The organism is Nonomuraea sp. NPDC049709 (genome assembly GCF_040674815.1).
Taxonomy (GTDB): Bacteria; Actinomycetota; Actinomycetes; order Streptosporangiales; family Streptosporangiaceae; genus Nonomuraea.
Window position 1 is genome coordinate 138533 of record NZ_JBFANM010000010.1, and the last position, 22603, is coordinate 161135.

Annotated in this window: 26 protein-coding genes; 6 read left to right on the top strand and 20 right to left on the bottom strand. The window is 65.5% G+C overall.

Features of this window, described 5'->3' with window-relative positions; all coding sequences use genetic code 11:
* Positions 1–52: 52 nt before the first annotated feature.
* The 19 genes from AB0J69_RS12465 to AB0J69_RS12555 all read right to left on the bottom strand — a co-directional run bounded on the left by AB0J69_RS12465 (position 53) and on the right by AB0J69_RS12555 (position 14371).
* Entirely contained in the window at positions 53–814 is a 762-nt protein-coding gene (locus AB0J69_RS12465; protein WP_364116043.1) for an ABC transporter permease, read from the bottom strand.
* A gap of 9 nt (positions 815–823) precedes the next feature.
* Positions 824–1588 carry an ATP-binding cassette domain-containing protein gene (locus tag AB0J69_RS12470; RefSeq protein WP_364116046.1) on the bottom strand — a complete coding sequence of 255 codons (765 nt, stop codon included), beginning with the start codon at positions 1586–1588 and terminating at the stop codon, positions 824–826.
* Positions 1588–2001 carry a DUF1048 domain-containing protein gene (locus AB0J69_RS12475; protein WP_364116049.1) on the bottom strand — a complete coding sequence of 138 codons (414 nt, stop codon included), beginning with the start codon at positions 1999–2001 and terminating at the stop codon, positions 1588–1590. Before AB0J69_RS12475 ends, AB0J69_RS12470 begins: the two co-directional genes overlap by 1 nt.
* A 2-nt stretch (positions 2002–2003) precedes the next feature.
* Complete coding sequence (locus AB0J69_RS12480) at positions 2004–2333, bottom strand: PadR family transcriptional regulator (protein ID WP_364116052.1); 330 nt, start codon at positions 2331–2333, stop codon at positions 2004–2006.
* A gap of 595 nt (positions 2334–2928) precedes the next feature.
* A complete protein-coding gene (locus AB0J69_RS12485) occupies positions 2929–3255 on the bottom strand; it encodes a DUF1048 domain-containing protein (RefSeq protein WP_364116055.1) in 327 nt (108 codons plus the stop codon).
* A 1-nt stretch (position 3256) separates the two neighbouring features.
* The gene (locus tag AB0J69_RS12490; protein WP_364116058.1) at positions 3257–3613 is read right to left on the bottom strand and encodes a DUF1048 domain-containing protein; all 357 of its coding nucleotides are present in this window, start codon (positions 3611–3613) and stop codon (positions 3257–3259) included.
* Positions 3610–3936, bottom strand: coding sequence for a PadR family transcriptional regulator (locus AB0J69_RS12495; RefSeq protein ID WP_364116061.1), 327 nt, complete (start codon positions 3934–3936; stop codon positions 3610–3612). The genes AB0J69_RS12490 and AB0J69_RS12495 overlap by 4 nt, the downstream gene beginning before the upstream one ends.
* A 619-nt stretch (positions 3937–4555) precedes the next feature.
* Complete coding sequence (locus AB0J69_RS12500) at positions 4556–7036, bottom strand: tetratricopeptide repeat protein (RefSeq protein WP_364116064.1); 2481 nt, start codon at positions 7034–7036, stop codon at positions 4556–4558.
* The gene (locus AB0J69_RS12505) at positions 7033–7464 is read right to left on the bottom strand and encodes a pilus assembly protein TadG-related protein (protein ID WP_364116067.1); all 432 of its coding nucleotides are present in this window, start codon (positions 7462–7464) and stop codon (positions 7033–7035) included. The genes AB0J69_RS12500 and AB0J69_RS12505 overlap by 4 nt, the downstream gene beginning before the upstream one ends.
* Positions 7465–7467: 3 nt before the next feature.
* Complete coding sequence (locus tag AB0J69_RS12510; protein ID WP_364116070.1) at positions 7468–7887, bottom strand: TadE/TadG family type IV pilus assembly protein; 420 nt, start codon at positions 7885–7887, stop codon at positions 7468–7470.
* On the bottom strand, positions 7884–8279 hold the full coding sequence (locus AB0J69_RS12515) for a TadE family protein (RefSeq protein WP_364116073.1): 396 nt from the start codon (positions 8277–8279) through the stop codon (positions 7884–7886). The genes AB0J69_RS12510 and AB0J69_RS12515 overlap by 4 nt, the downstream gene beginning before the upstream one ends.
* Before the next feature lie 10 nt (positions 8280–8289).
* Positions 8290–8502, bottom strand: a complete 213-nt coding sequence (locus AB0J69_RS12520) for a hypothetical protein (protein WP_364116076.1) — start codon at positions 8500–8502, stop codon at positions 8290–8292.
* A 12-nt stretch (positions 8503–8514) separates the two neighbouring features.
* The gene (locus AB0J69_RS12525; RefSeq protein ID WP_364116079.1) at positions 8515–9354 is read right to left on the bottom strand and encodes a hypothetical protein; all 840 of its coding nucleotides are present in this window, start codon (positions 9352–9354) and stop codon (positions 8515–8517) included.
* A complete protein-coding gene (locus tag AB0J69_RS12530) occupies positions 9351–10217 on the bottom strand; it encodes a type II secretion system F family protein (RefSeq protein WP_364116082.1) in 867 nt (288 codons plus the stop codon). The genes AB0J69_RS12525 and AB0J69_RS12530 overlap by 4 nt, the downstream gene beginning before the upstream one ends.
* Positions 10214–11587, bottom strand: a complete 1374-nt coding sequence (locus AB0J69_RS12535) for an ATPase, T2SS/T4P/T4SS family (RefSeq protein ID WP_364116085.1) — start codon at positions 11585–11587, stop codon at positions 10214–10216. The genes AB0J69_RS12530 and AB0J69_RS12535 overlap by 4 nt, the downstream gene beginning before the upstream one ends.
* A complete protein-coding gene (locus AB0J69_RS12540) occupies positions 11584–12345 on the bottom strand; it encodes a hypothetical protein (protein WP_364116087.1) in 762 nt (253 codons plus the stop codon). Before AB0J69_RS12540 ends, AB0J69_RS12535 begins: the two co-directional genes overlap by 4 nt.
* Positions 12346–13029: an SAF domain-containing protein gene (locus AB0J69_RS12545; protein ID WP_364116090.1), complete on the bottom strand. Its 684-nt coding sequence runs from the start codon at positions 13027–13029 to the stop codon at positions 12346–12348.
* Positions 13026–13817, bottom strand: a complete 792-nt coding sequence (locus AB0J69_RS12550) for a hypothetical protein (RefSeq protein ID WP_364116092.1) — start codon at positions 13815–13817, stop codon at positions 13026–13028. The genes AB0J69_RS12545 and AB0J69_RS12550 overlap by 4 nt, the downstream gene beginning before the upstream one ends.
* Positions 13796–14371, bottom strand: coding sequence for a hypothetical protein (locus AB0J69_RS12555; RefSeq protein WP_364116095.1), 576 nt, complete (start codon positions 14369–14371; stop codon positions 13796–13798). The genes AB0J69_RS12550 and AB0J69_RS12555 overlap by 22 nt, the downstream gene beginning before the upstream one ends.
* 748 nt (positions 14372–15119) lie before the next feature.
* On the opposite strand from AB0J69_RS12555, the gene AB0J69_RS12560 reads away from it, so the two are divergent.
* The 4 genes from AB0J69_RS12560 to AB0J69_RS12575 all read left to right on the top strand — a co-directional run bounded on the left by AB0J69_RS12560 (position 15120) and on the right by AB0J69_RS12575 (position 18203).
* Positions 15120–15482: an ASCH domain-containing protein gene (locus tag AB0J69_RS12560; protein WP_364116098.1), complete on the top strand. Its 363-nt coding sequence runs from the start codon at positions 15120–15122 to the stop codon at positions 15480–15482.
* Positions 15483–15878: 396 nt separating this feature from the next.
* The gene (locus AB0J69_RS12565; protein ID WP_364116101.1) at positions 15879–16385 is read left to right on the top strand and encodes a hypothetical protein; all 507 of its coding nucleotides are present in this window, start codon (positions 15879–15881) and stop codon (positions 16383–16385) included.
* Positions 16386–16597: 212 nt separating this feature from the next.
* The gene (locus AB0J69_RS12570; RefSeq protein ID WP_364116103.1) at positions 16598–17665 is read left to right on the top strand and encodes a hypothetical protein; all 1068 of its coding nucleotides are present in this window, start codon (positions 16598–16600) and stop codon (positions 17663–17665) included.
* Between the two features lie 13 nt (positions 17666–17678).
* Positions 17679–18203 carry an NUDIX hydrolase gene (locus AB0J69_RS12575; protein WP_364116106.1) on the top strand — a complete coding sequence of 175 codons (525 nt, stop codon included), beginning with the start codon at positions 17679–17681 and terminating at the stop codon, positions 18201–18203.
* 149 nt (positions 18204–18352) lie between these two features.
* Here the strand turns inward: AB0J69_RS12575 and AB0J69_RS12580 are convergent, their stop codons facing one another.
* Complete coding sequence (locus AB0J69_RS12580; RefSeq protein WP_364116109.1) at positions 18353–19351, bottom strand: abortive infection family protein; 999 nt, start codon at positions 19349–19351, stop codon at positions 18353–18355.
* 481 nt (positions 19352–19832) lie between these two features.
* On the opposite strand from AB0J69_RS12580, the gene AB0J69_RS12585 reads away from it, so the two are divergent.
* Complete coding sequence (locus AB0J69_RS12585; protein ID WP_364116111.1) at positions 19833–21815, top strand: amino acid transporter; 1983 nt, start codon at positions 19833–19835, stop codon at positions 21813–21815.
* 262 nt (positions 21816–22077) lie between these two features.
* Complete coding sequence (locus tag AB0J69_RS12590) at positions 22078–22491, top strand: hypothetical protein (protein ID WP_364116113.1); 414 nt, start codon at positions 22078–22080, stop codon at positions 22489–22491.
* Positions 22492–22603 lie beyond the last annotated feature (112 nt).

Sequence of the window (22603 nt, forward strand, 5' to 3'; positions counted from 1 at the left end):
ATCTGCCTGTCCGCCACGCTGATCGGGTCAAGACATGCCCGAGCGATACGCCCTAGGAGATCTTGCGGCGGTACGTGGCCATGGCGAAGCCGTACGCGACGACGAGGATGCCGACGCACCAGGCCAGGGCGATCCAGATGTCGGTGCCGACCGGCTGCTCGGCGAACAGGGCCCGGATGGCGTTGACGATGGAGGTCACCGGCTGGTTATCGGCGAAGACGCGCAGCGGGCCGGGCATGGTGTCGGTGGGCACGAACGCCGAGCTGAGGAAGGGCAGGAAGATGAGCGGGTAGGAGAACGCGCTCGCGCCTTCCATGGTCTTGGCCGACAGACCGGGGATGACGGCGATCCAGGTCAACGCCAGGGTGAACAGGATCAGGATGCCCGCCACCGACAGCCACGCCAGCACTCCCGCCGAGGAGCGGAAGCCCATGAGCAGGGCCACGAGCGTCACGACCACGAGCGAGATCAGATTGGCGACCAGCGAGGTCAGCACGTGCGCCCACAGCACCGACGACCGCGCGGTCGGCATGGACTGGAAGCGCTCGAAGATACCGCCCTTCATGTCCATGAACAGCCGGTACGCGGTGTAGGCGATGCCCGAGGCGACCGTGATGAGCAGGATGCCGGGCAGCATGTAATTCACATACGAATCCGACCCCGTTCTGATCGCGCCACCGAACACGTAGACGAACATCAGCATCATGGCGATCGGCATGATCGCGGTGGTGATGATGGTGTCCGGGCTGCGCGTGATGTGGCGCAGGGAGCGTCCCAGCAGGACGGCGGTGTCGCCGAAGAAATGCTTGCTCATCATTGTTCCTTATGCCTTCGTGCCGACGAGGGTGAGGAAGACGTCCTCGAGGGTCGGCTGCTTTTCGACGTATTCGACCTTGGCGGGCGGCAGCAGTTGCTTGAGCTCGTCCAGGGTGCCGTTGACGATGATCCGGCCCTCGTGCAGGATCGCGATCCGGTCGGCGAGTTGTTCGGCCTCGTCCAGGTACTGCGTGGTGAGCAGCACCGTCGTACCCCGCGCGGCGAGTTCCCTGACGGCCTGCCAGACCTCGATGCGGGCCTGGGGGTCCAGGCCGGTGGTCGGCTCGTCGAGGAAGATGATCGGCGGGTTCCCGATGAGGCTCATCGCGATGTCCAGGCGCCGGCGCATGCCGCCGGAGTACGTCGCGACCTTCCGCCCGCCCGCGTCGGTGAGCGAGAAGCGGGCGAGCAGCTCATCGGCGATCGTGCCCGGATCCTTGAGATGCCGCAGCCGGGCGACCAGCACGAGGTTCTCCCGCCCGCTGAGGATCTCATCGACGGCGGCGAACTGCCCGGTCAGGCTGATCGATTCGCGTACGTCCGCGGCCTGCGTGGCGACGTCGAAGCCGTTCACCCGTGCCGTCCCCGCATCGGCCTTGAGCAGCGTGGACAGGATTTTCACGGCCGTGGTCTTGCCCGCCCCGTTGGAGCCGAGCAGGGCGAAGATGCTGCCCCGCGCCACGTCGAAGTCCACGCCGCGCAGGACTTGCAGGTCCTTGTACGACTTCTCCAGGCCCTGCACCTGAATCGCCGCAGCTTGCTGTGTCGTCATCAGTCTGTCCTGTCCTTTGTCGTGGTGTTCTCCCCGGCGGCACGCTCGATGGCGCTGGTGAAGCGGTTGCGCTCCCGGGTCCTGTACTGGCCGAGGGGGTAGTTGGCCATGAACGCCTCGACGAACTCCACCGGGTCCTCGCCGAAGATGTCGCGGATCGGGGTGCCGTCCGCCGCGCCCTGCTCGAACAGATCGGCAAGGTCGTCGTACATCGCCATCGCACCGGCGCCGTCGGCCGGCCCGAAGTGCATCAGGTACCGCTCCAGCGCTTCGACCACGATGCGGTAGTTCTCGGGAAGCTGCTTGATGCGCGCCTTGTACTGCCGGTAGCGCTTCTTCTCCTCCAGCGATCCAGTGACGATCTCCAGGTACTGCAGGAAGCGGCTCTTCGGCTCGTTTGATCCTGTGGTCATGTCTACTTGCCTCCTTCGCGGAGCTGTTCGAGCCGGCCGGCCAGGAAGCTCCAGGTCCTCCAGAACTCTTCGAGGTACTCCCGTCCCTGGTCGTTGAGGGAGTACACCTTGCGCGGCGGCCCCTTCTCGGACGGGACCTTCTGTACGTCGACCAGGCCGCGCTGCTCGACCCGGACCAGCAGCGCGTAGATGGTGCCCTCGGCGATGTCGGAGAAGCCCTGGTCCCGCAGCTGCGCCGTGATCTCGTAGCCGTATGCGGGCCGGCCGGACAGGATCGCCAGGACGATGCCCTCCAGCGTTCCTTTGAGCATCTCCGTCACGAGCTTGCCCATGGCACCCTCCCTTCAGCTACTCGGTGTTGCTAGCTACCGGTACAAAGTAACACTGACTACCTCTACCTAGCAACACCGAATAGCTGAGGTGCAAAGCGGAAGCTCGAGCGTGTAGGTGCGGGCGGCCTGAGCGAGTCCGTCACCCCTTAGGCCAAGACGGGCTCCGTCGGCCCACTGGACAGTTCGATCGTCGCGGCCGAGGCGGGAGCGCCCGGACCACGGGTGCGCAATCGCTGAACGGTTCATGGCATCCACCATCGCTGAAAGCGCTGATACCGGGCCGTTGCCGTGCTGACACGGCCGCCGACACGACACCTCAGCAGGCCTGCTCGCCGCCGGGACATCCGCCGGCCTGACACGCCTCCCAAGGGCCGGTTCGGCACACACAGGATCCCCCCACGTCTTCGCGGATCGGGGTCCGTTCGCCGCGCTCTGCTCCGGCAAGCGCGGCCTCGGGAGGGTGTTCAAGCACCCCCTCGGAGTCCGTCCAACGGGAACGGCACCTACTCGCAGAAGACGCGCAAGTGGCCATTCCCGGTGCTACTGCTCTACTGCACAGCCCAGCGCCCGCCGGTGCCTTGGTCGGCGACGGGTGTTACTTCCCGGCCGTGCCGGGTTCCCCGCTGATGGACTCCTGATAGATGTCCGCGTAGGTGCGCGAGTCCTTGATCAGGTCGTCGCAGAAGGCAGCGACGTCGTTGCCGAGGAGTTCCAGGACTCCCTTGCCGGCCGCGACGCCCTCCTCGAAGAAATCGAGGATCCCGGTGAGCAGGGACCCGTCAGTCAGCCCGACCGGCCCGACCTTGAAGTAGTACCTCTGAATCTCCTTGTAGACGATCTCGTAGTCCGGCGGGAGCGCCTTGACCCGCGCCATGTGCGCCCGCCACTGCTTCTTGCCCTCGATGATGTCCCGGATACCCACGTCAGCCTCCCAGCCGGCCCAGTTTCCTTGCGACGTTCCTGTTCAACTGCTCGCGCCACCGGTCGCGATAGCTCCGGCTCCCTTCTCCGCCGGCCAGCGCCGCGCAGAAGCCCCCGATGTCGTCACCCAGCACCTGGTGAATGCTCTGCCCATCGGCCGCTGTCTCTTCGAGCAGCCCTAGAGCACCGTCGAGAATCGGCATCAGGTTCCGGCCGGTGAAGTCCCCGTAGGGGAAAAGATGAACGACGATCTTCTCCCACGCCGCCCGGTAGTCGGCCGGCAACGCCGCGGCCCGGGCTTCGAACGCCTTCCATTCCCTGGTGAGATCGCTGCCTGTGATGGTTTCCCAGAAGTTCATCTCCCGCCCTCCCTGAGCTTGTCGATCCGTGATGAGACGTACTCCCATTTCGCCCAGAACGTCGCGAGTTCATCGCGCCCCGCGTCGTTGAGCGCATAGAACTTGCGCGGCGGGCCCTGCGCTGACGGTCGTTTCGTCACCCGGACGAGCCCGTTCTTCTCAAGCCGCAGCAGGATGGTGTACACCGTCCCCTCGACGACGTCGGCGAAGCCGAGTTCGTTCAGCCGACGCGTGATGGCGTACCCATAGGTCTCCTCGCTGCCGATGATCTCAAGCACGCAACCCTCAAGCGTGCCCTTCAGCATCTCCGTCAGGTCGTGCATCGTGGGTCCTCTTCGGTTCTCCTAGTACTCGGTAGCACCGAGTACCACTATACGGTACCACAGAGTAGTGAACCAACGTCCAGCAAGCGGCGAGCACAGACCACGAAAGCGATTCGAGTCATCGGCGCCGCGCTCAGTGCGGCCAGTGAGGGGGACCGGAGGTTGCTTGCCAACGGGGCGTTGTTGTATAGGGGTGCCGTTACCCAATGTTGTCATTGGCTGCCCAACCTCGAAGATCCCTAGCCTGACCTTCTGTAATGCCGAAGCGCCTGGCGCGGATCTATGGGCACGGAACGTCGGCCGCTTGGCATGGATGAACTCATCGACCACTGGGCCGCGCTGTGCGATGAGGCTGGCCTGGTTAGTGCGGGCGTCGTACCGTTGGGACACGCCGTCCACCACGCTCGCGCTGTAACCAATGTCTCCGACCTAACCTGCCCGTACCGCTCCCCGACGCCCATCGGGTCTCCGGCGAAGAGGCGCTGGCCGCCCCGACCTGCTCGTGGATCTGCGCGACTGGCTGGCCGACGTAGAGCCCGCGTTCATGCCTCCGTCCACGACGCCGGCGTCACCTGCGACGTTCTGGCGCCCGTGCTGTGCGTGGGAGAGCGATGCATGATCAGTTTCGGAGGATCTGCGTCAGGCGCTTTTCTGTCTGGAGATCCCTCGGTAGGCCGATGCTGCGTTGATGTTGGCGTAGGAGTTCGGCGGTTCGGGAGGCTTCGTCGCGTCTGTTCAGTCGTAGTTGCAGGCGAATGATCCGAAAGTATGTTTCCTCGGTATCTGGGTCCAGAGCTCGCGCACGCTCCAGCGCCGATAGCGCTTGTTCGGGATCCTCGGCGACTAGCAGTTCCGCCAGCTGAGAAAGAACATCCGCCTGGGACCGCGTCAGCGGATACCGCTGGTCCTCGATCCACTCCGCTGTCAACCCCTCTCCCAGCTCGCCTGTGCACAGTTGGGCGGCCTTCAATAGAACGGCCAGACGATCTCCTGGTTCGACGGCGGCTTTCAGCTGCTCAAGCGCCGCCTCGTACTCCCACAAGTCGACGCTGATCAGATTGCGGTCGATGCGGTAGATCGCGGAGTCCTTCGTGGTCGAAGCACTGATGAAGGGGGCGCGCTTGGCTTCGGTGCTCTTGTAGTCGGTTCCGGCGACCAGGGCGCTTCGGAGGTGGCGGAGGGCGTTGTGGATGTCCTTACCGCAATCGTCTGGCCAGAGCGCGGTGGCCAGTTGATCGCGGGTCACGCCGTTCGGGTGCAAGGCGAGATAGGTAAGGGTGTTCAGCTGCAGCCAGCTCAGTGGCAGCGGCTCCGCCTTGCCGCGAACATGGACCGTGGGATGACCAAGAATCGTCAGGCGGACGAGGGCTGGGCCCGGCCAATCGGATGGGCCGCCGTCCGCGGGTGGCTCCTCCACAACAATGGCTTCCCGCGGGACGGTGGCAAGTTGCCGCAGATGAGCTGCGGCTTCCTCCATTGTGATGTGGAAGAGCTCGCCCCCGGCCAAAGACTCCGAGCCGCGGCCTTCGGCCGTCTCCACTGCGTACGCACTGCTGATTTCGCAGGTGATGCCTCCAGGCCAGGATCCCAAGAATACGGCGCCGACTCCCACGCTCTGGGCGGATGTGAGAGGGGCCGTGACGTGTTCGTAGACCTCGTCGTCGAGTTCGGTGATCAGCAGTATGGCCGGCAGGGCTTCTCCTGGATCGCTTCGACGCAAGTCAGCGATCTCCGAGGAGGCACGTTCGAGGACCATCCGACTTCGCATGAAGTACGTCTCCTCGAAATAGCGGAGTGCGTCCTGATGCGAGGGCCCCAGTAGAAGTCCAGGAAGGTGGGCAGCTATTCGATAGAGATCATCTTCAGGGATTCCGAAGAGCTCCGTCGCCAGGGTGATGGAGACTACGACCTGAATGCGGTAGTTGCTCGACTGACGCAGTAGATCGACAGCTAGGTAGCGCACGACGTCGTCGGCGCCCGCTCCGGTGAGACCTGTCCCGGGGCCTTCGAGAGCTATGCGGAGCGGGGAGCCGTCAGAGCTCTGCCCGATGTGGATCTGCCTGGGCACGTCGATGGAGAAGTCCTGCTGTAGCAGTTCGCCGTCGGAGGGCATCGGCTCATCCCGCTGGGCAAAGGTTTGGCGGTGAGCACGGTGAAGTTCTCGGACGGGTAGGGGAGGCTCGGGTTCAGGGCTGATGGCCACCGCTTGTGTGGATGCGGGTGGGATTCGCCGGCGGCGTCGGTATAGGCGGCTGGCGATGTAGGCGGTGCTAATGCCGGCGACGTACCCCAAAGCCACCAGCGATCCCGAGGACAGGCGAACGGCCTCGGTGGTTTCCCGTTCCGAGATCCGCTGTGCGCTCGATGGCTGTGGTTGCGAAGTCGTGGATGGGATCGGATTCAGGCTGACGTCTGCCGGGATGGGTTGCTCGGTTGTCGAAGACGGACGTGGGGAGCTCGGCCGCTTGAGGGAGAGGCGGAGTTTCCAACCAGGCTGGATCAGGCCGGGATCGGTGAAGATCTGTCCGTACGGCTGCCGGGATCGGGCGTTGAGTTTCCAGATCTTCGACCAGCGGCGTGGACTGCCGAGCTCTTTGTCAGCAATGCCCCAGAGGGAGTCGCCCTTCCTCACCTGATAGATCCGTTCGTCCGACGGCGGATCGACGTCTACGGCGACGGGCTGTCCGAGGGGATGCGTGGGTGCCATGGCGACGACCGGTGGCGGCGCCGCGGCGTTGCTCATGCCCGGGGCGAGGACGGTCAGCGTTGCGGAGGCGACCAGGTACGCGGCGAGGCGTTGCATTCCCCGTAGCCCTGGCAGCCGGGGGACGATGTGGCGGCCTCGGACTTTGGCGATGATCTCGCAGACGACAGTGAAGGAGAACGTGGCCCAAGCACCCCAGGCGACGAGCTCCAATGCCCGGAGGAACAAGGTGCCATCGTCAGGGGCGCCCAGCGTCTTGGTGATCTGTTGCAGGCTGGGCAGGTCGTCGGGAAACGGAAGCCCCGCGATCTCGTAGAACAGGATGGGGAAGCCGACCACGGCGACGAGCAGGACAGTGGATGCGACCAGGGCACGCAGCAGGCGGAGCGCCATCATCGATTCGGCCCTTCTACACCGGCCACCAGATCAGCGTCGGCGTGAGCGGTCATTGACACCGAGGACACGCCCACAAGGGAAAGCAGCAAGGTCGCCTTGGTCACGGTGACGGTGACGCGGACGGAGGTAGGGCCCGAGATGGCGACCTCGCCTTGGTGACCGCTGTTGGACAGGTGGACGCGGGCGGCGCGTAGCGCGGCACCCCGGTCGACGATGAGATCGCCACCACGGTAGGCAGCAGCACGATCGATTTGTCCTGCCCCAGCCCGCGCGGCCTCCTCGGCGATGCCGACCGCTTCCCATCCCGCACGGAGCTTGTTTCCGACGTCCACGACGAGCCCGATAAAGAGCATGAGCACCGTGATGAAGATGAGAGCGTATGGAGTGATCGAGCCTCGTTCCCGATCTGGAATCGCCCACGTCCGCATACGTCACCTCCCTCTTCCGCGATAAGGGTCCAGTGGACTCATGGAGGTGGCGTGACGCTCGACGCTGCCCGGCAGCCCGGGGAAGGCAAGATCCGACAGGGGCACATTGCAGGAGACCGTCGCTGACACGTCTGCTGGAATTCCCACCGGGCGGCTGAAGCCTTTGGTGTCCACCTCCACCGTAACCGCCGTACAGTTCACCTCTTGGCTGGTCAGGGACTCACGGGCACTGGCCTCCGCGTTGGAAGCGGCCGCAGTGGCCGTACGGGCGATGGATGCCTGGCGAGCCGCATCCCGGGCGGCGGCCTCGACGGCGGCGCTGGCCACGATGATCCGGCCGGCGGCGACGCCGAGCAGGATCACCAGCACGATCGCAGTGATGGCGAGCATGGCCTCCACGGTGACGCTGCCCCGCTCGTTCACGTTGGCCGCTCCGGTGTGGTGAAGCGTTCGATAGGCCCGGCGGCTTCCTCAGAGACATCGATCGACGGAAGGAACGGCACCAGGGACAGCGAGTGGCCGCGCACCACGATGCGGACCGTGGAGGCGTCGCCGGTGCTGGCCGCGCTGATCGACGTCAGAAAGCCGCTGGCGGTCTGTTCGGCGTACCGCTTGGCCACGCCCGCGCCCGAACCGTGTGAGGCACCGTACGCTCGTGCGGCGCGCACGCCGTGCTGCGCAGCGGCCAAGGCGACCGACTGAGCGAAGAACAGCAGGCACACCTGCATGCAGGCCAAGATGGCGGACATGACGACGGGCAAGGTGATCATCGCCTCAGCGGTGACGCTGCCCCGGTCGGTGCGGGAAGTGGGCACGGTCGCCTGCCTAGAGGTTGATCGAGTTCGCCTTGTCAATGATCTTGGCGGTGACGATGCCCATGACGGTGATCGCGACCAACGTGAGCGCCGCAATAATGATCATTGCCTCAGCCGACATGGCGCCCTTCTCGGGCTCTTGGCGGGCGCGCTGGAGGCGGTCCAACAACAACTCCGCGATGGCCTTCCAGTAGGCGGCCTCTGGGGGCAGGAGCTTGGCCATGGTCGATCTCTTTCAGCTCATGATGCGGTAGATGGCGGGGAAGCAGACGAGCACCAGGAAGCCGAAGATCGACACGCCTATCGCGATGGGCATCTCGCTGGTACGACTGTTGGCCCGAGCGCGGGCGTCGGCCAGCGCGGCGGTACGCATGGACTGGGCCTTGGCCAGCAACGTGGACAGCACCCGAGTGCCTTCGGATCCGGCGTCCTCGGCGATGTCGGCCAGCTCGGTCAGCTCAGCGATGCCGACCCGCTCGCCGAGCGCCCCGAGGCCGCGCCAGGGCTGTTCGCCGGCTCGCTTGGCATGCTGGAGCACCTGGGCGATCTGGCCGAACACCCATCCGGTGCACATATCCACAGGTGCCTGCAAAGCCTGGGGAGGACCAGCGCCCGCGGCGCGTTCCAGGGCCACCATGTCGAGGTATGTCGCCAAGGCGGCGCGGAACTCTTGGCGGCGTTCACGCGCTTGTCGGCGAGCGCTGATGTCGGGAATCAGCGCGAACAACACAGCGAGGACGATCGAGGCGCCTGCCGGGATAGACCAGGGAAGAGGAAACCCTGCGAACGCACACAGCAGGCTGAGCGGCACCGGGAACAGCAACCCGATCAACAGGAAACTGACGCGCTGAACGGTGAAGCGTTCCACGCTGATGCCCAGCAGCGCCAGGTCGTCGCGCGGGATGGGCAACCGGGCCAGCCGTCGTTTGATCCAGTCGCCGCGCGTCGGAGCAGGAAGCCCGCTCAGACGAGCCAGCGTGGCGTCCAGGCGAGGCGGCGCAGGTGTCAGCTCGTGGGCAACGATCAGTGCGCCGATGCTGATCAGTGCTCCAGACACCATGGCCAACAGGTTCATCGCTTCGCCCCCGGATCGTTGAGGAAGCGGTGACCGGGTACGGCGGACCCCAGCCGATGCAGCCACAGGAGTGTGGTGGCGTAGAACAACGCCACGACGGCCAAGACGACCTGGCCGAGTGGAGTCCCGAAGGGCGCGACATACGACTGCTGGAATATGGCCAGAGCGCTGAACAGGACGAGGATGGCGATGATCCACCGCACGGTGGTGCGATGCTCAGCCCGGGCGGCCTCGACTTCACGGCGGTCGGAGACATCTTTGGCCACCAGTTCGGCGAGTTGCTGAAGCACGGCACTTGCGCCTTTGCCGCGACGGCGGGCTACCAGGATGAGTGCCGCCGCGATCCGGTCGCCGATGGGATCGTCCAACTCGTCAGCGAACAGCCGCAGCGCGTCCTCCGTCGGCATGCGAGTCACGCGTAGCCGGCGGGCCAGGGCGGAGACCGGGGCGGCGATGGCCGGTGGGACGTTACGGGCCGCGCTGCGCTCCAGCGCCTGTTCGAGAGCCCGGCCGGCAACGAGCAGGTCCGCCAGCCGGCGGGTCCACAACTCCAGAGCCTCCAACTTGCGGATGCGTTCAGCTGCGGTCCGGCCCGTCATCACCTTGGGCAGCGTGAACACCGCCACCCCAACTGCGACGGCCGCGACCGGCCAGCTCGTAAACGCGTACACCGCGACTGACACAGCCAAGGCCATGGCAAGCAGCCGATACTCCGCCAGGAGCACCTTGCCGATCCGGGTCCAGCGCGAGGGAGGGCGCACGAGTTGCTCGCCGGCACGTGTGCGCAGGGCCGAGGTGATGGTCAACAGACCACCCAAGATCATGGCAGCGCTGAGGCCGCCCAGCAGGGAAAGGATGCTCATCGCACACCCCAGCGGGCAGACAGAGGATCGAGCAGGGCAGGATCGAAGCCGACGGCTTTCAGCCGGGGCAGACACTGCGGGGTGATGTCCGGTACGGCGCGGCCACCGGGACCGGTGGCCCGGTAAATATGGTTCCGGCTAGGCAGCTCGCTGTCGGCCGGGGGCAGCACCTCGAGGACCTCTGAGACGAACCGGGTGTTGGTCGCCGGATCCAGGCGCAGGTGAACGACCAGATCGATGGTTTCGCCCGTGTTGAGATGGATGACCGCGGGTGGTGTTTGCGCGCCGACGCCGCGGGTCCAGAGCATGACGATCCGGTTGAAGATCTCCTCGGTGCCGTCGGCGTGGACGGTGCACATCGAGCCGGGATGGCCGGTGTTCATCGCCTCGAACATCGGCACGATCTCATCGGCCCGCACCTCGCCCACGATGATCCGCTTGATGTTCTTGCGTAGGGCGTGGGGGATCAGGTCGTTCAGCCCGATACCGCCGGCCCCCTCGGAGTTGGCCTGCCGCACCTGGAAGGCGATCACGTTCTGGTGGCGGTGGGTGAGCCGGTCGAGGAAGAGCTCGTAGTCCGACTCCAGCGTGGCCAGCCGCTCGGCTGGATCGATCACCGAGGCCAGCGCCCTGAGCAGCGTCGTCTTGCCGGCAGCAGTGCCGCCGGTGATGACGATGTTCAGCCGCGCCAGGACGGCGGCGCGCAGGAAGGCGTACAGGCTGCGGTTGATGGTGCCGAGCTTGAGAAGGTCATCGAGGGTCACGTCGACGAGACGATGGCACCGGATGCTCGCGCACGGACGACGGGTGACGGCCATGGTGGCACTGAGCCGCACCCCCACCCCGTCGTCACCGTCACCTGGCCGCAGCGCGGCATTCAGCAGCGGGCTGGCGGCGGAGAACTCCCGCGGGTTGTAGCTCTTGTGCAGGGCCCACATCTGGATCATGTTGATGAGGTCGTCGTCGCTGGTGGCGACGGCGGGGCCACGTGAACACGTGCCGTCGTTGTAGGTGATCCATACCTGGTCACAGCCGTTGAGGTCGATGCTTTCCACCCGGGGATCGTTCAGGTACGGAGTGAGCACGCCGAGCTCGAAGCGTTCATCGACCACCGCGTCGACGAGCCGCCGTTGCATGGCGATGCTGACCGGCGTACCGGCGGCGACCTGCTCCTGGGCCCAGCGCTGAACGCGGGCCTGGATGACCTGGCGAGCCTCGTCGCGGTCCTCGGTGTCCTTGAGGTCGTCCGCGATCGCGGTCGTTATGGTGAGGACCGCGTCGCGAAACGCCTGCTCGTTGTCCGAGGGCATCGGCGTCTGGGGGACGAGGAAGGGGCCGGTCCGAGTCTGCGGCGGCCATGAACGACTCATCGGGCCACCACCGCTGCTTGGGGAAGATGGGTTCGCATGGCGGAGCCCAGTTGGGATGTACCGCGGATCAACGCGGAGCGGTGGAAGGACTTCTTGGCGCGGTCGCCGTCGGAGAGAACCGCGGCGGACCTGGGGTCGTGCGGGATCCACGCCAGCACCGGCAGTTCGAAGAGTGCTCCGCTGATCTCCTTGAGGGAGTACGGGCCGTTGCCGATCACGCAAAGCCCTACCGCTACGTCGCCACCGATACGACGGCCGAGCGCATCCAGACGCGGGCGCGCCTGCGCGACATGCCGCAGCGTGGGGTGCACCAGCATGACCGCCAGATCGCAAGCCGCGATGAGACTCATCGGAGTGTCGGATCTGCCGATCTGGCCGACATCGAGCACCACGTCCGCGGTGTCCTGCGCCGCCTTCAAAACGCCGACGATGGTGTCCCAGGCGCCGTCGAGCTGCACCAGATGCCGGGGATCACGGAGACCCGGAAGCAGCAGCCAGTTGCGGGCGTCATGGTCGAGGGCGATGACGTGCCGCCACAGGATGGCCGGGTCCGGGCTGTGGGCGGCGGCAAGCGCCAGCTCCAGCAAGCCGCACTCGTGGTCATCCATGCTTCCGGCCAGGAATCCGCGTAGGACGTCACCACCTTGGGGATCGCATTCGGCCAGCAGCGCCCGCCCCTGCCAGGCGTAGGTCAGCGCGAGGGCGGTCGTGGTGACTCCTGGCGAGCCGCCGGGACTCATCAGCGCGTACATCGCCATTCACGGTCTCCTCGGGTTCAGGGCCAAGGCGACCTGGCCGTCGGCGGCCAGCGGGGCGAGCTTGGGGCCATCGCTCTTGCTCACCAAGACGTCCACGACCATCAGCCCGTCGTTGTCCGGCCCTTTGGTGTGGTCCACTACGGCCTCGATACCATCGGGCGCTTCCTCGTCTGAGGCGACCTGACCCTCCGGTCTGAGCACCACGAGAAGGCGATCACCTGGCCGCAGCCCGCGCGCCGGAAGCCGACTCGGCTTGACCGCGACCGGGATGAGCTGCTGATCCGGCAGTGGTGTGACGTGGTCGGTGAACATTCTGGGTTGGACGAGCATGCCGCGCATGAGATCAACGGCCGCACGCATGCCGATCACCCGCGGCAGGTCTTCGCCGCGAAGCATCGCCACATCCTGATCGGCCCCCACCATGGCGGTCGACACGTTGTCGGCGGCAATGGGCTGTCCGAGCGCGACATCCTGGGTCATGACCAGGACCGATTCGCGATCGCTCATCCGGTTGACCGTGTGCGCGGCGAGGGCCGTGCCGCCGGCCACCACGAGTGCGCCCAGCACCAGCGAACTGCGACGACGCTGCCGCGGCTGCGGGAGGATCTTGGGCACCTGGGCCGGCGGCGCTTCGCCACTGGACGACGGTGTGGGAGAGGCAGTCTGAGCCTTACGAGCCATCATGAGTTCCTTCCGACCAGCGCGGGGGCCTCACCGATCCGCAACGGAAACGTCGACGAAGTGGTGATCGGTGCGAGCGGGCCGCCGGCGCCACCCGAGCCGGTCCAACTGGCGGACCAGACCATCGACACCTTCACCTGATACTGCGACTCGGGGAGGCCGGCACTGGACTGGGTGAAGACGTGCGTGCACTCGATGTTCTGATCATCTGGAGACTTCGCCGGGTGGTACGGGATGCCAGGGCCTGGGCACGTGAGCGTTCCCTGGCCAGCGCCTGGGTGAATGATCAGCTTGGTTGGAGCTGCGGTGACCTGCGCCCAGACCGGCCCAGCAGTGACCTTCTCGCTGATGGAGCGCCATTGACCTGGCTCGGCCCAGAAGAACTGACGCAGCCCCACGTACCCGTTCTTGCTCCGCGGCGGAGCAGTGATGATCTTGGGGGTGGCCGGTGTGAGCAGGCGGCGTGCCCGCTCCATGAGCATCTCAGGAGTCACCGGCGGCACCCCTGGCTCTCCGGGAAGAGCGGCGTTGAAGACGTTCTCCCTACCGTCCGGCCCTTTGTCGCACTGTACGTAGCTGATCTGCCCCGGCCCACCAATGCCGTGGCAGTTGCGAAAGCGTCCGCCTGCCCCTCCCGCGACACCGCCTCCGGCACCCGAGTCCGTGTCCCTGTGGACGCCGTAGGTGACCCAGTTCCCGCCCAGACGGGTGGCCCCGTTCTCCTCTGCCGGTGGCCCGTAGACCCCGGCGACTACGGGGAGAAGTGAACTCAGCGCGACGGTGACGTACATGTCGTCCCCTTCATGCTCAGTCCCGTCAGCCGCCATCGGCCATCTGAGGAACGTTCCAAATCCGCTACTACGGTCGTGGTGGTCTTGGCATCCGCGGTCTCAGGCATAAGCCGATGGGTACGCCGATCGGCCATAGCCGCTCCGGACATGTCCAAGCAATCGGTGACTTCGGCGTACTTACCGCTCACGCGGACCTCTTTGATCCGCGGGACGGCGTGGCCATACGGTTCGCGGCCCTGCTTGACCATGTCTCGGACGCCATCGACGAGATGGTTGAGGTAGCCGCCCTTGACGTATGGCGCCAGCAGCTCACGGGCCCGCTCAGGGGAGGATCTGCCGGCCTCGGCAAGAACAGGCCAGTAGGTCGAATAGGCCTCCACGATCAGATCGTGAGGCCGGGCCGGAGAAGGCTTGGGTGTGGCTGCCATGGTGGATGCGGTCGCCGGCGCTTTGGGCGGCAGGCTCGACGGAGTCGTCGCTTGGCATGCCGTCACCGCCATCGGCGCGATCAGGAGCGCCAGGGTACGACCGCGAATCGCCACAACCATGCGCATCTTGACTCCAAGCGATTACTCGAATGCGAGGAGTAGCGTATGGTTTCAACAAAGCCCTCATCAAGGCTGTGACCAGCAGATTCTTTGGAGCGTAACCAGGCCCCACTTGTCAGCGGCATGACTGGTGCGATTCGCGCCGCTCTGTCCCGGTTCGCCGTTCGGCCAAATCGATCCGGGGCCTAGGACGCGCCAAAGGGCCTGTGCGAACGCCGGTCAAGGGTGACAGTCGAAACGGTGAGGACACGCCTCGTGTCTCCAGACGTTCATAAGGTGACGACTATGGGATGGCCGGCACGCATCCGGGCCGAGCGTGAGGCGCACGACTGGGACGTGCACAGCATGGCACGTCGTCTACGAGAGGCGGCCGGCAACGAGCCCCCTCCCCGATCACGCCTTGCTCATCCGATCCATCCGCCGTTGGGAGTCCGGCGCGGTCCCGCCACGATGACCGAGCGCTACCGGCTGCTCTACAGCCGCGTCTTCTCCCGCCGGCCACCCCGATCGGCCAGCGATCGCTCAGCCGCGAAGCGATCGCCTATCTGGATCTTGGGATCGCGCTGGCCTGTCTCGGCTACCTAAAGAGGCGGTGGCGCTCGGCCTGCGCGCCCTGGCCTCGCCGCGGATGGTCGCTTCCGTCCGGGTGCGAGCGAGCGACTTGACCACCGCCCTGGCGACACGGCATCCCGGAACGAGCCACACGGCGCAGTTCCAGGCAGCGCTGGCCGCCACAAGGGTAGGAGGTGCCGCTATGAGCGAGCACGAGAACACGCCCGCCCAGCGCGAACTCCACATCCGCAAGCCGTACTTCGACCTCATCGCCTCAGGGGTCAAGACCGTGGAGGTGCGGGTTGGGTACGCGAGCATGCGCAAGATCCGGACTGGCCAAGACCTTGATTTTGTCTCGGGTGATGAGCGGCTGCGAACCCAGGTCGTGCGGGTGAGTGAGTACGCGTCGTTCAAGGAGATGTTGAAGCACGAGGATCCGATCGCTATCGGCGGACACCTCGGCAATAACACCGAGGAATTGGCCGCGGTGATCCGCAGCATCTACCCACCGGAGAAAGAACGCCTTGGCGTCCTGGCCATCGAGATCGAGGTAGTCAGCCGATAACCGTCAGCGGATCATTCATAGCTGCAGTGCGCTCGGGCTGGCCAGTTCGCCGACCTTCCGGAAACCCCACTTGACTGAGGACATCCACCAGTCAGGCCGTGTCCCTGCCTGTCCGCCATTGACACCGTGCCTCGTCAGAGGGACAGCGGCTTGGCTAGACGCGATGACTCCTTCACTGCGCACCACCATGCCTTGGACCGCCTCCACGGAGAGAAGATCCCCTGCGGGACCACGTCCACATGCAAGCGAGAGCGCTCTATCTCTAGGAGACGGTAACCACGCGCACATCACAAGAGTGATCGCCTGGTTCGAAGGCTCCCCCGCCGTTCTTGCGGACGACGGCGCCCCGGACAACGGCGCATTTGCCGCGATGCGCATCACTCGGAGAGAGGCGCGATGACCGAGGCGTACTCCATGATCGGCAAGCGAGTGACGATTGTCCATGTTTTTCATAGCCACGCGCTAACACGCGCTTACAGGCACGAACTCTTCGGACGCGAGGGCGTGATCGTGGCCGTGCTACGCAACGGCAAGGTCGCACTCGTAGAACTGGACGGCGACCAGTGGGCCTATCCGGCAGGTGTGCGACGCTGGTCCTTCGCCTGGGATGACCTTGAGGTGGAGAGCAAGAGCGAGACATCCAACGAGCGTGCCATGGAGTACCGAGCGGGTTTCTCCTGGAAGGGGCGTCAGGCCGTTCAGCACGCCGTCGAGCCAGGGAAAGCCGGCTCGCCGGGGAAAGAAGTCGGTCTGTGCGGGCATGGCGCCCGCCCCTTGCCGACCTGCGGTTGGTCAGTGAACTTCTCCCCGACCGCGACGAGCGCCTGTCCGTCGTGCGTACGACTGGCCAAGATCAAGACGTCTGACCGAGGTGACGACGCAGAGGCCCTCTTAGCCTCATAAACATGCCGCCGAGGGGCCTCCGGCCGGGACAATGAAGGGTGAGAATGAGGAGCGCAGCGGACACGTAACGTACACGGGCGAACGCGGAGGCGGACATGGCCGGTCCACCGTTGTGGTCAGCGAGAATCCGTGCCGAGCGCAAGGCGCGTAAGTGGGACATTCACACAACCGCGCGCCGCCTACGCGCCGCCGCCGGGCCAGACCGTCACGACTTGCCCGAACACGCGGATCTGGTCCGTGCCATCCGCCGCTGGGAGTCCGGAAAGATTAAACTGATGAGCGAGCGCTATCGGCTGCTCTACACCGTCATCTTCGAGATGGACGAGAACACCCTGTTCACCGCGACCACCGAGATCGCCCCATTCCAGCCGCCCATGGACGCGGACACCGATCTCGGCAGGATGTCCTCCCTCAGAGAAGCCGACCGCCGCATAGGCGGGGGGCACCTGTACCGCACGGTGATCGGCTACCTGGAGCACGACATCGCCCCTCGCCTGTTCAGCGCGGCAGACGGAAGACATTCCTTCATGGCCGCTGCCGCCTTCACCGAGATGGCCGGCTGGATGGCTCACGACGGCGGCAAGGGCATCTTGGCTGATCGTCACTTTCACCGCGCCCTCGACTTCGCAGAACTTGCCAGCGATCCGCAACTCCAGGCACACATTCTGGGCAGCATGAGCCACCTCGCCCGGCACCTCGGCCGTCCCCACGACGCCGTAGGCCTCGCCCAGCGCGGCATCGACACCCTTACCAAGTCCAAACCGGCGGCACCCACGACGCACGCCCGCCTGCTCGCTATGGCAGCCTATGGCTCAGCCACACTGGGAAACGGCAGCGAATGTGCCCGGCTGCTGATCCGCGCGGAGGACGCGCTTAGACATCGTTCCCCACACGTACCCTCGGTGTGGATCGGCCCATACGACGAGGCCACGCTAGCGCTCGATACGGCGCGATCGATGCTGCTGCTGGGAGAACTAGCCGAGGCGCAGCGCCAAGCGCGCCGATTCCTCAAGCTGCGGGCAACGGACCGGACCCGCAGCAGAGCTTTTGGCCAGCTGATCCTGGCCAAAACGCTACTCAAGCAAGATCAGCTCGATGAGGCGTGCACTTTGATCAGGAACGCGGCGCAGGACACCCGATCGTTGAGCTCACTTCTCGTCACCCAGCAGCTTGCCGATCTTCATGAGCAGTTGCAAGCACATCGAGGCCAAGCAAACGTCGCCGACTGCCTTGAGGTCCTGGAGCACGCGCATCGCGAGCGATGCTGGATGTACCAGTAAGGAGGTACTCCAGGTGAGCTCCGACGCACCGCTCTACGAACGTGACCCCAAGGCCTGGAACGCCTACCTCGCCGAAGGCAACGCCCGCCAACCCCGGAAGCGAGTAGGCGCCGACGTCCTGATCCGCGACGAACACGGCCACGTGCTCCTTGTGGACCCGACCTACAAGCCGGACTGGGACCTCCCCGGCGGCATGGCCGAAGCCAACGAGGCGCCCGCCGCGGCCGCCCGTCGAGAGCTCAAGGAGGAACTCGGTCTCGACCTTGAAATCGGCCGCTTGCTGGTCGTGGACTGGGTACCACCTCACGGACCGTGGGATGACTCCCTGATGTTCATCTTCGACGGCGGGATTCTTGAGCATCGGCAACTTGCGCAAGTGCATGTCGTCGATCCCGAACTCGCCGACCTCCGCCTCGCCGGCCCGGCAGAGATGCCCAAACTACTGCGCCCCTACGTATGCCGCCGAGTGCGCGCCGCACTCCACGCGCTCCCAACCGAACTCGCCGTGTATTGCCACAATGGATATCCGCTTACTTAGAGGAGCCGATCGCGCCCTGGCCTATATGGCCAGCGTGAGGCTTCAGCGGTCTCGCGAAGAGGCGAACCTCAATCGGTGTGTTGAGAGCCGCTGTGGCATCGATGATCCCCGCGCATGCGTACCCGGCTCAACAAGGTAAGACATAGAAGTCACTCCATGCCCCGTGCCGCGAAGTTTTCGGTAATCTCAAGCCATGCTCTACGCGCTTCTTCCGTGCGCAGGACGTCCTTGTGCAGGCGCATCTCCGCGACAACCTCCTGCCATTGGCGAGCGAATCCAGATGACCAGGCGGAAGTCGCCAGCTTCGTCCTCAGATCATCCACCACTCGTGCGGCATCAGGATGTGGGAGCAATACTTCGGCTGCCAGTCGTACTCCCAGCCGCGAGTCGTCCACCTGCGTCTGGCCGAACTGGTCGATGAACAACCCCTCTGTAAGGCCCTCACGATAGGCGAGCGGCCATACGGAATCGTCCTGGCTTTCGGCACAGGCCTCTACTCCGTCGATACGGACCGTGAAGGTATTGCTTGCGGCGCGCTGTCCCACGGCAACTCCGAGTGCTCGCTGATCCTCGGGGTTGAGCTTCGGAAGGTTGGCTGACTGGAGGCGGCTCGCAAGGCTTCCCATGGTGAAAGAGGCGGCCCGGAGGTCGTTGATCAGTGGCTGGAGAGAACCGAGCAGGAGGTGCTGGAGACGGCGCAGGGCCCAGCGCGTCCACAGCAAAGCGCCGTCGACGCAGGTCTCCAGGACCTCATCTGCGATCGGCTGAAGGGTGGCCCGGCCATGCCCAGTGCCGTACGTGTTCCGAAGGTCGCGTAGAGTGCCGGCCAGCTTGCGGGCTGAGTTCGCTGCCTGCCGTACAGGTGCATCGAGTGCGATGTCCGGGCCGGGCTGGTGCTCGATGAGCTTGTGGGCGGTCGACAGGACCTTGTCGTACTCCTCGCCACTGCCGGCGGGGTTGCCACGCACCTGGAGAATCACGCGGGCGGTGGCCTCCACCAGTTCCTTGGCCGAGCCGACGATCAAGGGGCGGTCGTTGTCACCGACTGCCTTCTTCAGCCGGTTCAGCGGGTCCTCGATCGCTGCCCAGGACGCGGCGTCGAGAGCCTGCGGTTTCTTCAGCTCTGCGTTGAGCACGTGGGTAGGCACAGAGCCATTCTGCAGCGCCGATCTCCTGACTGGTCAGCCTGACCACCGACCCAAGGCGGTGACCGGTCAGATCTTCAGGCACGGTGGTGCGAAGACGAAAGCGCGGCGTGGCCAAGTGTCGGCGCTCGCCAGCCTCGCCCGGTGTACGCGTGACAACTCCTCCAGGCCGGGCACCCAACGACTGACCACACCGCCAGAAGATCCGCACGCCTGGACTTCAGGGGGAATGCGGCTCCGGTGGAGGGATGGCCGGGGCGGCGAGAAGGGCGTTCACCCTCGGCATGGCGGGTACGCCTTTCGGGGCGTACGGTGCGATGCGAGTAGCGATAGACGGAAGATCGGGAAGATGCTGAGTACAGCCGTGACATGCGGGAAAGGCGACATTCCCGGGGGCGCTCTTGGGGTCACTGATCGGAAGTTCTAGCCTGGGGCGGTCCAACCTGTGGCGCGGGAGCCGTGTCGGATGTGATGGGGAGTCAAAATGAGCGGCACCGGCGGATTGGCCGTCCCCGAGGTGGTCGACAGTCCGAGGCGTCCGGCGCCGTCGGCGAGCGGGCTGGCGCGGTGGCTGCTGCGGCATCAGGTCCAGCCGGTCGGCCCGGAGACGCAGGAAGGGCACGCCAAGCCTCAGTCCTGGTGGAAGGTCATGTGCCTGACCGGCGTCGACTACTTCTCCACGCTGGCCTACCTGCCGGGCATCGCCGCGCTGGCGGCCGGCGCGCTGTCGCCGCTGGCCACGCTGCTCATCGTGGCGCTGACGCTGCTGGGCATGCTGCCGATGTACCGCAGGGTCGCCAAGGAGAGCCCGCACGGCCAGGGGTCGGTGTCCATGCTGGAGCGGCTGCTGCCGTTCTGGCGCGGCAAGCTGTTCGTCCTGGTGCTGCTGGGGTTCGTGGCCACGTCGTGGATCATCACGATCACGCTGTCGGCGGCGGACGCGTCCGTGCACGTCGTGGAGAATCCGTTCTTCCCGAGCTTCCTGCACGGCCACGAGGTCGCGCTGACGGTGGTGCTGCTGCTGGTGCTGGGCGGGGTGTTCCTGATCGGCTTCACCGAGGCCGTCGGCGTGGCGATCCCGCTGGTGGTCCTCTTCCTGTCGTTGAACGCCGTCGTCGTCGGTGTCGGCTTGGCGCAGGTCTTCGCGACGCCGGAGCTGATACCGACCTGGACTGATGCCCTGGTCGAGGGGCGGGGAGGGTTCGGCGGCGTCATCGGCCCGGCGATCCTCGCCTTCCCCCTGCTGGTGCTGGGATTGTCCGGATTCGAGACCGGGGTCAGCATGATGCCGCTGGTCGCGGCCGAGGGCAAGGATCCTGCGCAACGCCTGGTCTCGCGCATCGCCAACACGCGCAAGCTGCTGACCGCCGCCGCGCTCATCATGAGCGTCTATCTGATCGCCACGAGCTTCGTCACCACCGTGCTCATCCCCGCGGACCAGTTCCAACCCGGCGGCCAGGCCAACGGACGAGCCATGGCCTACCTGGCACACGAGTACCTGGGCGACGCCTTCGGCACCACCTACGACATCAGCACGATCCTCATCCTCTGGTTCGCCGGCGCCTCGGCGATGGCCGGACTGATCAACATCGTGCCGCGCTACCTGCCCGGATACGGCATGGCACCCGAGTGGGGTCGTGCGGTACGCCCGGTCGTGCTGGTCTACACGCTCATCTGCGTCGCCTTGACCATCGCCTTCAACGCCGACGTGGACGCCCAGGCCGGCGCCTACGCCACGGGCATCCTGGCCATGATGGTCTCCGGAGCGTTCGCGGTGACGATCTCCGCCGTCCGCAAGCGGCAGCGGGCCGCCATCGCCGGTTTCACCGTGCTCACGCTGGTGCTGCTGTACGCGCTGGTGGAGAACATCAGGGAGAAGCCGGACGGCATCACCATCTCCTTCTTCTTCATCCTCGGCATCATCGCCATCTCGCTGATTTCCCGAATTTCTCGCACCACGGAGCTGCGCGCCGATCGCATCGAGTTCGATGCCGCCGCCCGGCGGTTCATCACCGACTCCATCGCGTTCGACGGCGCGCTGAATCTCATCGCCAACCGTCGCCAGAGCGGCGATCCCGCCGAATACGCGGCCAAGGAGGCCGAGCAACGCGGCATGAACCCCGTCCCCGGGTCAGCTGATGTGCTGTTCCTGGAAATCGACGTCATCGACCCGTCGGAGTTCAGCAACGTACTCCAGGTCCGCGGCATCGAGGTCGGCGGCCACAAGATCCTTCGGACCGGCAGCCCCGCCGCCCCCAACGCCATCGCCGCCATCTTGCTGGCCCTGCGCGATGCGACCGGCCTGCGCCCGCACTGCTACTTCGAGTGGTCCGAGGGCAGCCCGTTGACCCATCTGTTGCGCTACCTGCTGCTCGGCCGCGGTGACACGCCACCCGTGGTCCGGGAGATCATCCGCAAGGCCGAGCCCGACCCCGCCAGCCGGCCCGGCATCCACGTCGGCGGCTGACAGCCGGCACCACCGGCTCCCGGCTTCGTCTTTCGTGAAGCGGCATGGCCACACGCCCAGCCTCACCCTGTACTGTCACGTTCTCGCACGCGTACCTGCGCGAGCCTTCGCGGTCAAACGGGTTCGGAGCCGGCACGCGACGCGGGCGAGCTCTTGAACATGGGCTCGGCAGTGGGCGATGAACGTCTGGCCGACGACTGCGGGGTCTGTAAGGAGACTATGGTGGTGCCGTGTCATTTGGGATTCGAGAGGAAAGCCGCCGATGAGCGAGGATTGGAGGCAGAAAGATAATGTACTCCAGCAGGACAACCTGATTTATCTCGGACTCATCGGCATCGGGATCGTTCTGGTACAGCCGTTTCTCACTGAGGCATCCCTTGATGTGTCCGCCATGGTCTGCGTGGTGGCCTTCTCCCTGTCCATCCCGCTCCTGGCGTTCCTTGTGATGGTCAATAAGGTGCAAGTCCTGCATCGCCACATGAGCAATTCGAACTTCTCTTCCGTCGCCAAAGGCGTGGCGATCTTGAGCGCCTGCACCGGTATCGTTGCTGCCTTCTGGCACATGACGTGGATCGCCGGAGTGGTGGTCTCGGCTGCCGGAGTTCTGGGGCTGGGGATTTACACCGGCTATTACATGCGCCTGGAGCGTGATACGCGAACGAAGCCGACTGAATAAACGCCCCGCCTGGCGAGGTCGCACCCTGTTGCATCTCTGAAGGCGGGGCCACTCCGGCGGCCACCGAGACGGCTACATCCATTCATATGCGTTTTTGACGCGAACATCCTAA

Coding starts and splice junctions, on each gene's coding strand:
- AB0J69_RS12465 (WP_364116043.1), bottom strand. CDS start 814: ATGAGCAAGCATTTCTTCGGCGACACCGCCGTCCTGCTGGGACGCTCC.
- AB0J69_RS12470 (WP_364116046.1), bottom strand. CDS start 1,588: ATGACGACACAGCAAGCTGCGGCGATTCAGGTGCAGGGCCTGGAGAAG.
- AB0J69_RS12475 (WP_364116049.1), bottom strand. CDS start 2,001: ATGACCACAGGATCAAACGAGCCGAAGAGCCGCTTCCTGCAGTACCTG.
- AB0J69_RS12480 (WP_364116052.1), bottom strand. CDS start 2,333: ATGGGCAAGCTCGTGACGGAGATGCTCAAAGGAACGCTGGAGGGCATC.
- AB0J69_RS12490 (WP_364116058.1), bottom strand. CDS start 3,613: ATGAACTTCTGGGAAACCATCACAGGCAGCGATCTCACCAGGGAATGG.
- AB0J69_RS12495 (WP_364116061.1), bottom strand. CDS start 3,936: ATGCACGACCTGACGGAGATGCTGAAGGGCACGCTTGAGGGTTGCGTG.
- AB0J69_RS12500 (WP_364116064.1), bottom strand. CDS start 7,036: ATGATGGCGCTCCGCCTGCTGCGTGCCCTGGTCGCATCCACTGTCCTG.
- AB0J69_RS12505 (WP_364116067.1), bottom strand. CDS start 7,464: ATGCGGACGTGGGCGATTCCAGATCGGGAACGAGGCTCGATCACTCCA.
- AB0J69_RS12520 (WP_364116076.1), bottom strand. CDS start 8,502: ATGGCCAAGCTCCTGCCCCCAGAGGCCGCCTACTGGAAGGCCATCGCG.
- AB0J69_RS12525 (WP_364116079.1), bottom strand. CDS start 9,354: ATGAACCTGTTGGCCATGGTGTCTGGAGCACTGATCAGCATCGGCGCA.
- AB0J69_RS12530 (WP_364116082.1), bottom strand. CDS start 10,217: ATGAGCATCCTTTCCCTGCTGGGCGGCCTCAGCGCTGCCATGATCTTG.
- AB0J69_RS12535 (WP_364116085.1), bottom strand. CDS start 11,587: ATGAGTCGTTCATGGCCGCCGCAGACTCGGACCGGCCCCTTCCTCGTC.
- AB0J69_RS12540 (WP_364116087.1), bottom strand. CDS start 12,345: ATGGCGATGTACGCGCTGATGAGTCCCGGCGGCTCGCCAGGAGTCACC.
- AB0J69_RS12545 (WP_364116090.1), bottom strand. CDS start 13,029: ATGATGGCTCGTAAGGCTCAGACTGCCTCTCCCACACCGTCGTCCAGT.
- AB0J69_RS12550 (WP_364116092.1), bottom strand. CDS start 13,817: ATGTACGTCACCGTCGCGCTGAGTTCACTTCTCCCCGTAGTCGCCGGG.
- AB0J69_RS12555 (WP_364116095.1), bottom strand. CDS start 14,371: ATGCGCATGGTTGTGGCGATTCGCGGTCGTACCCTGGCGCTCCTGATC.
- AB0J69_RS12560 (WP_364116098.1), top strand. CDS start 15,120: ATGAGCGAGCACGAGAACACGCCCGCCCAGCGCGAACTCCACATCCGC.
- AB0J69_RS12565 (WP_364116101.1), top strand. CDS start 15,879: ATGACCGAGGCGTACTCCATGATCGGCAAGCGAGTGACGATTGTCCAT.
- AB0J69_RS12585 (WP_364116111.1), top strand. CDS start 19,833: ATGAGCGGCACCGGCGGATTGGCCGTCCCCGAGGTGGTCGACAGTCCG.
- AB0J69_RS12590 (WP_364116113.1), top strand. CDS start 22,078: ATGAGCGAGGATTGGAGGCAGAAAGATAATGTACTCCAGCAGGACAAC.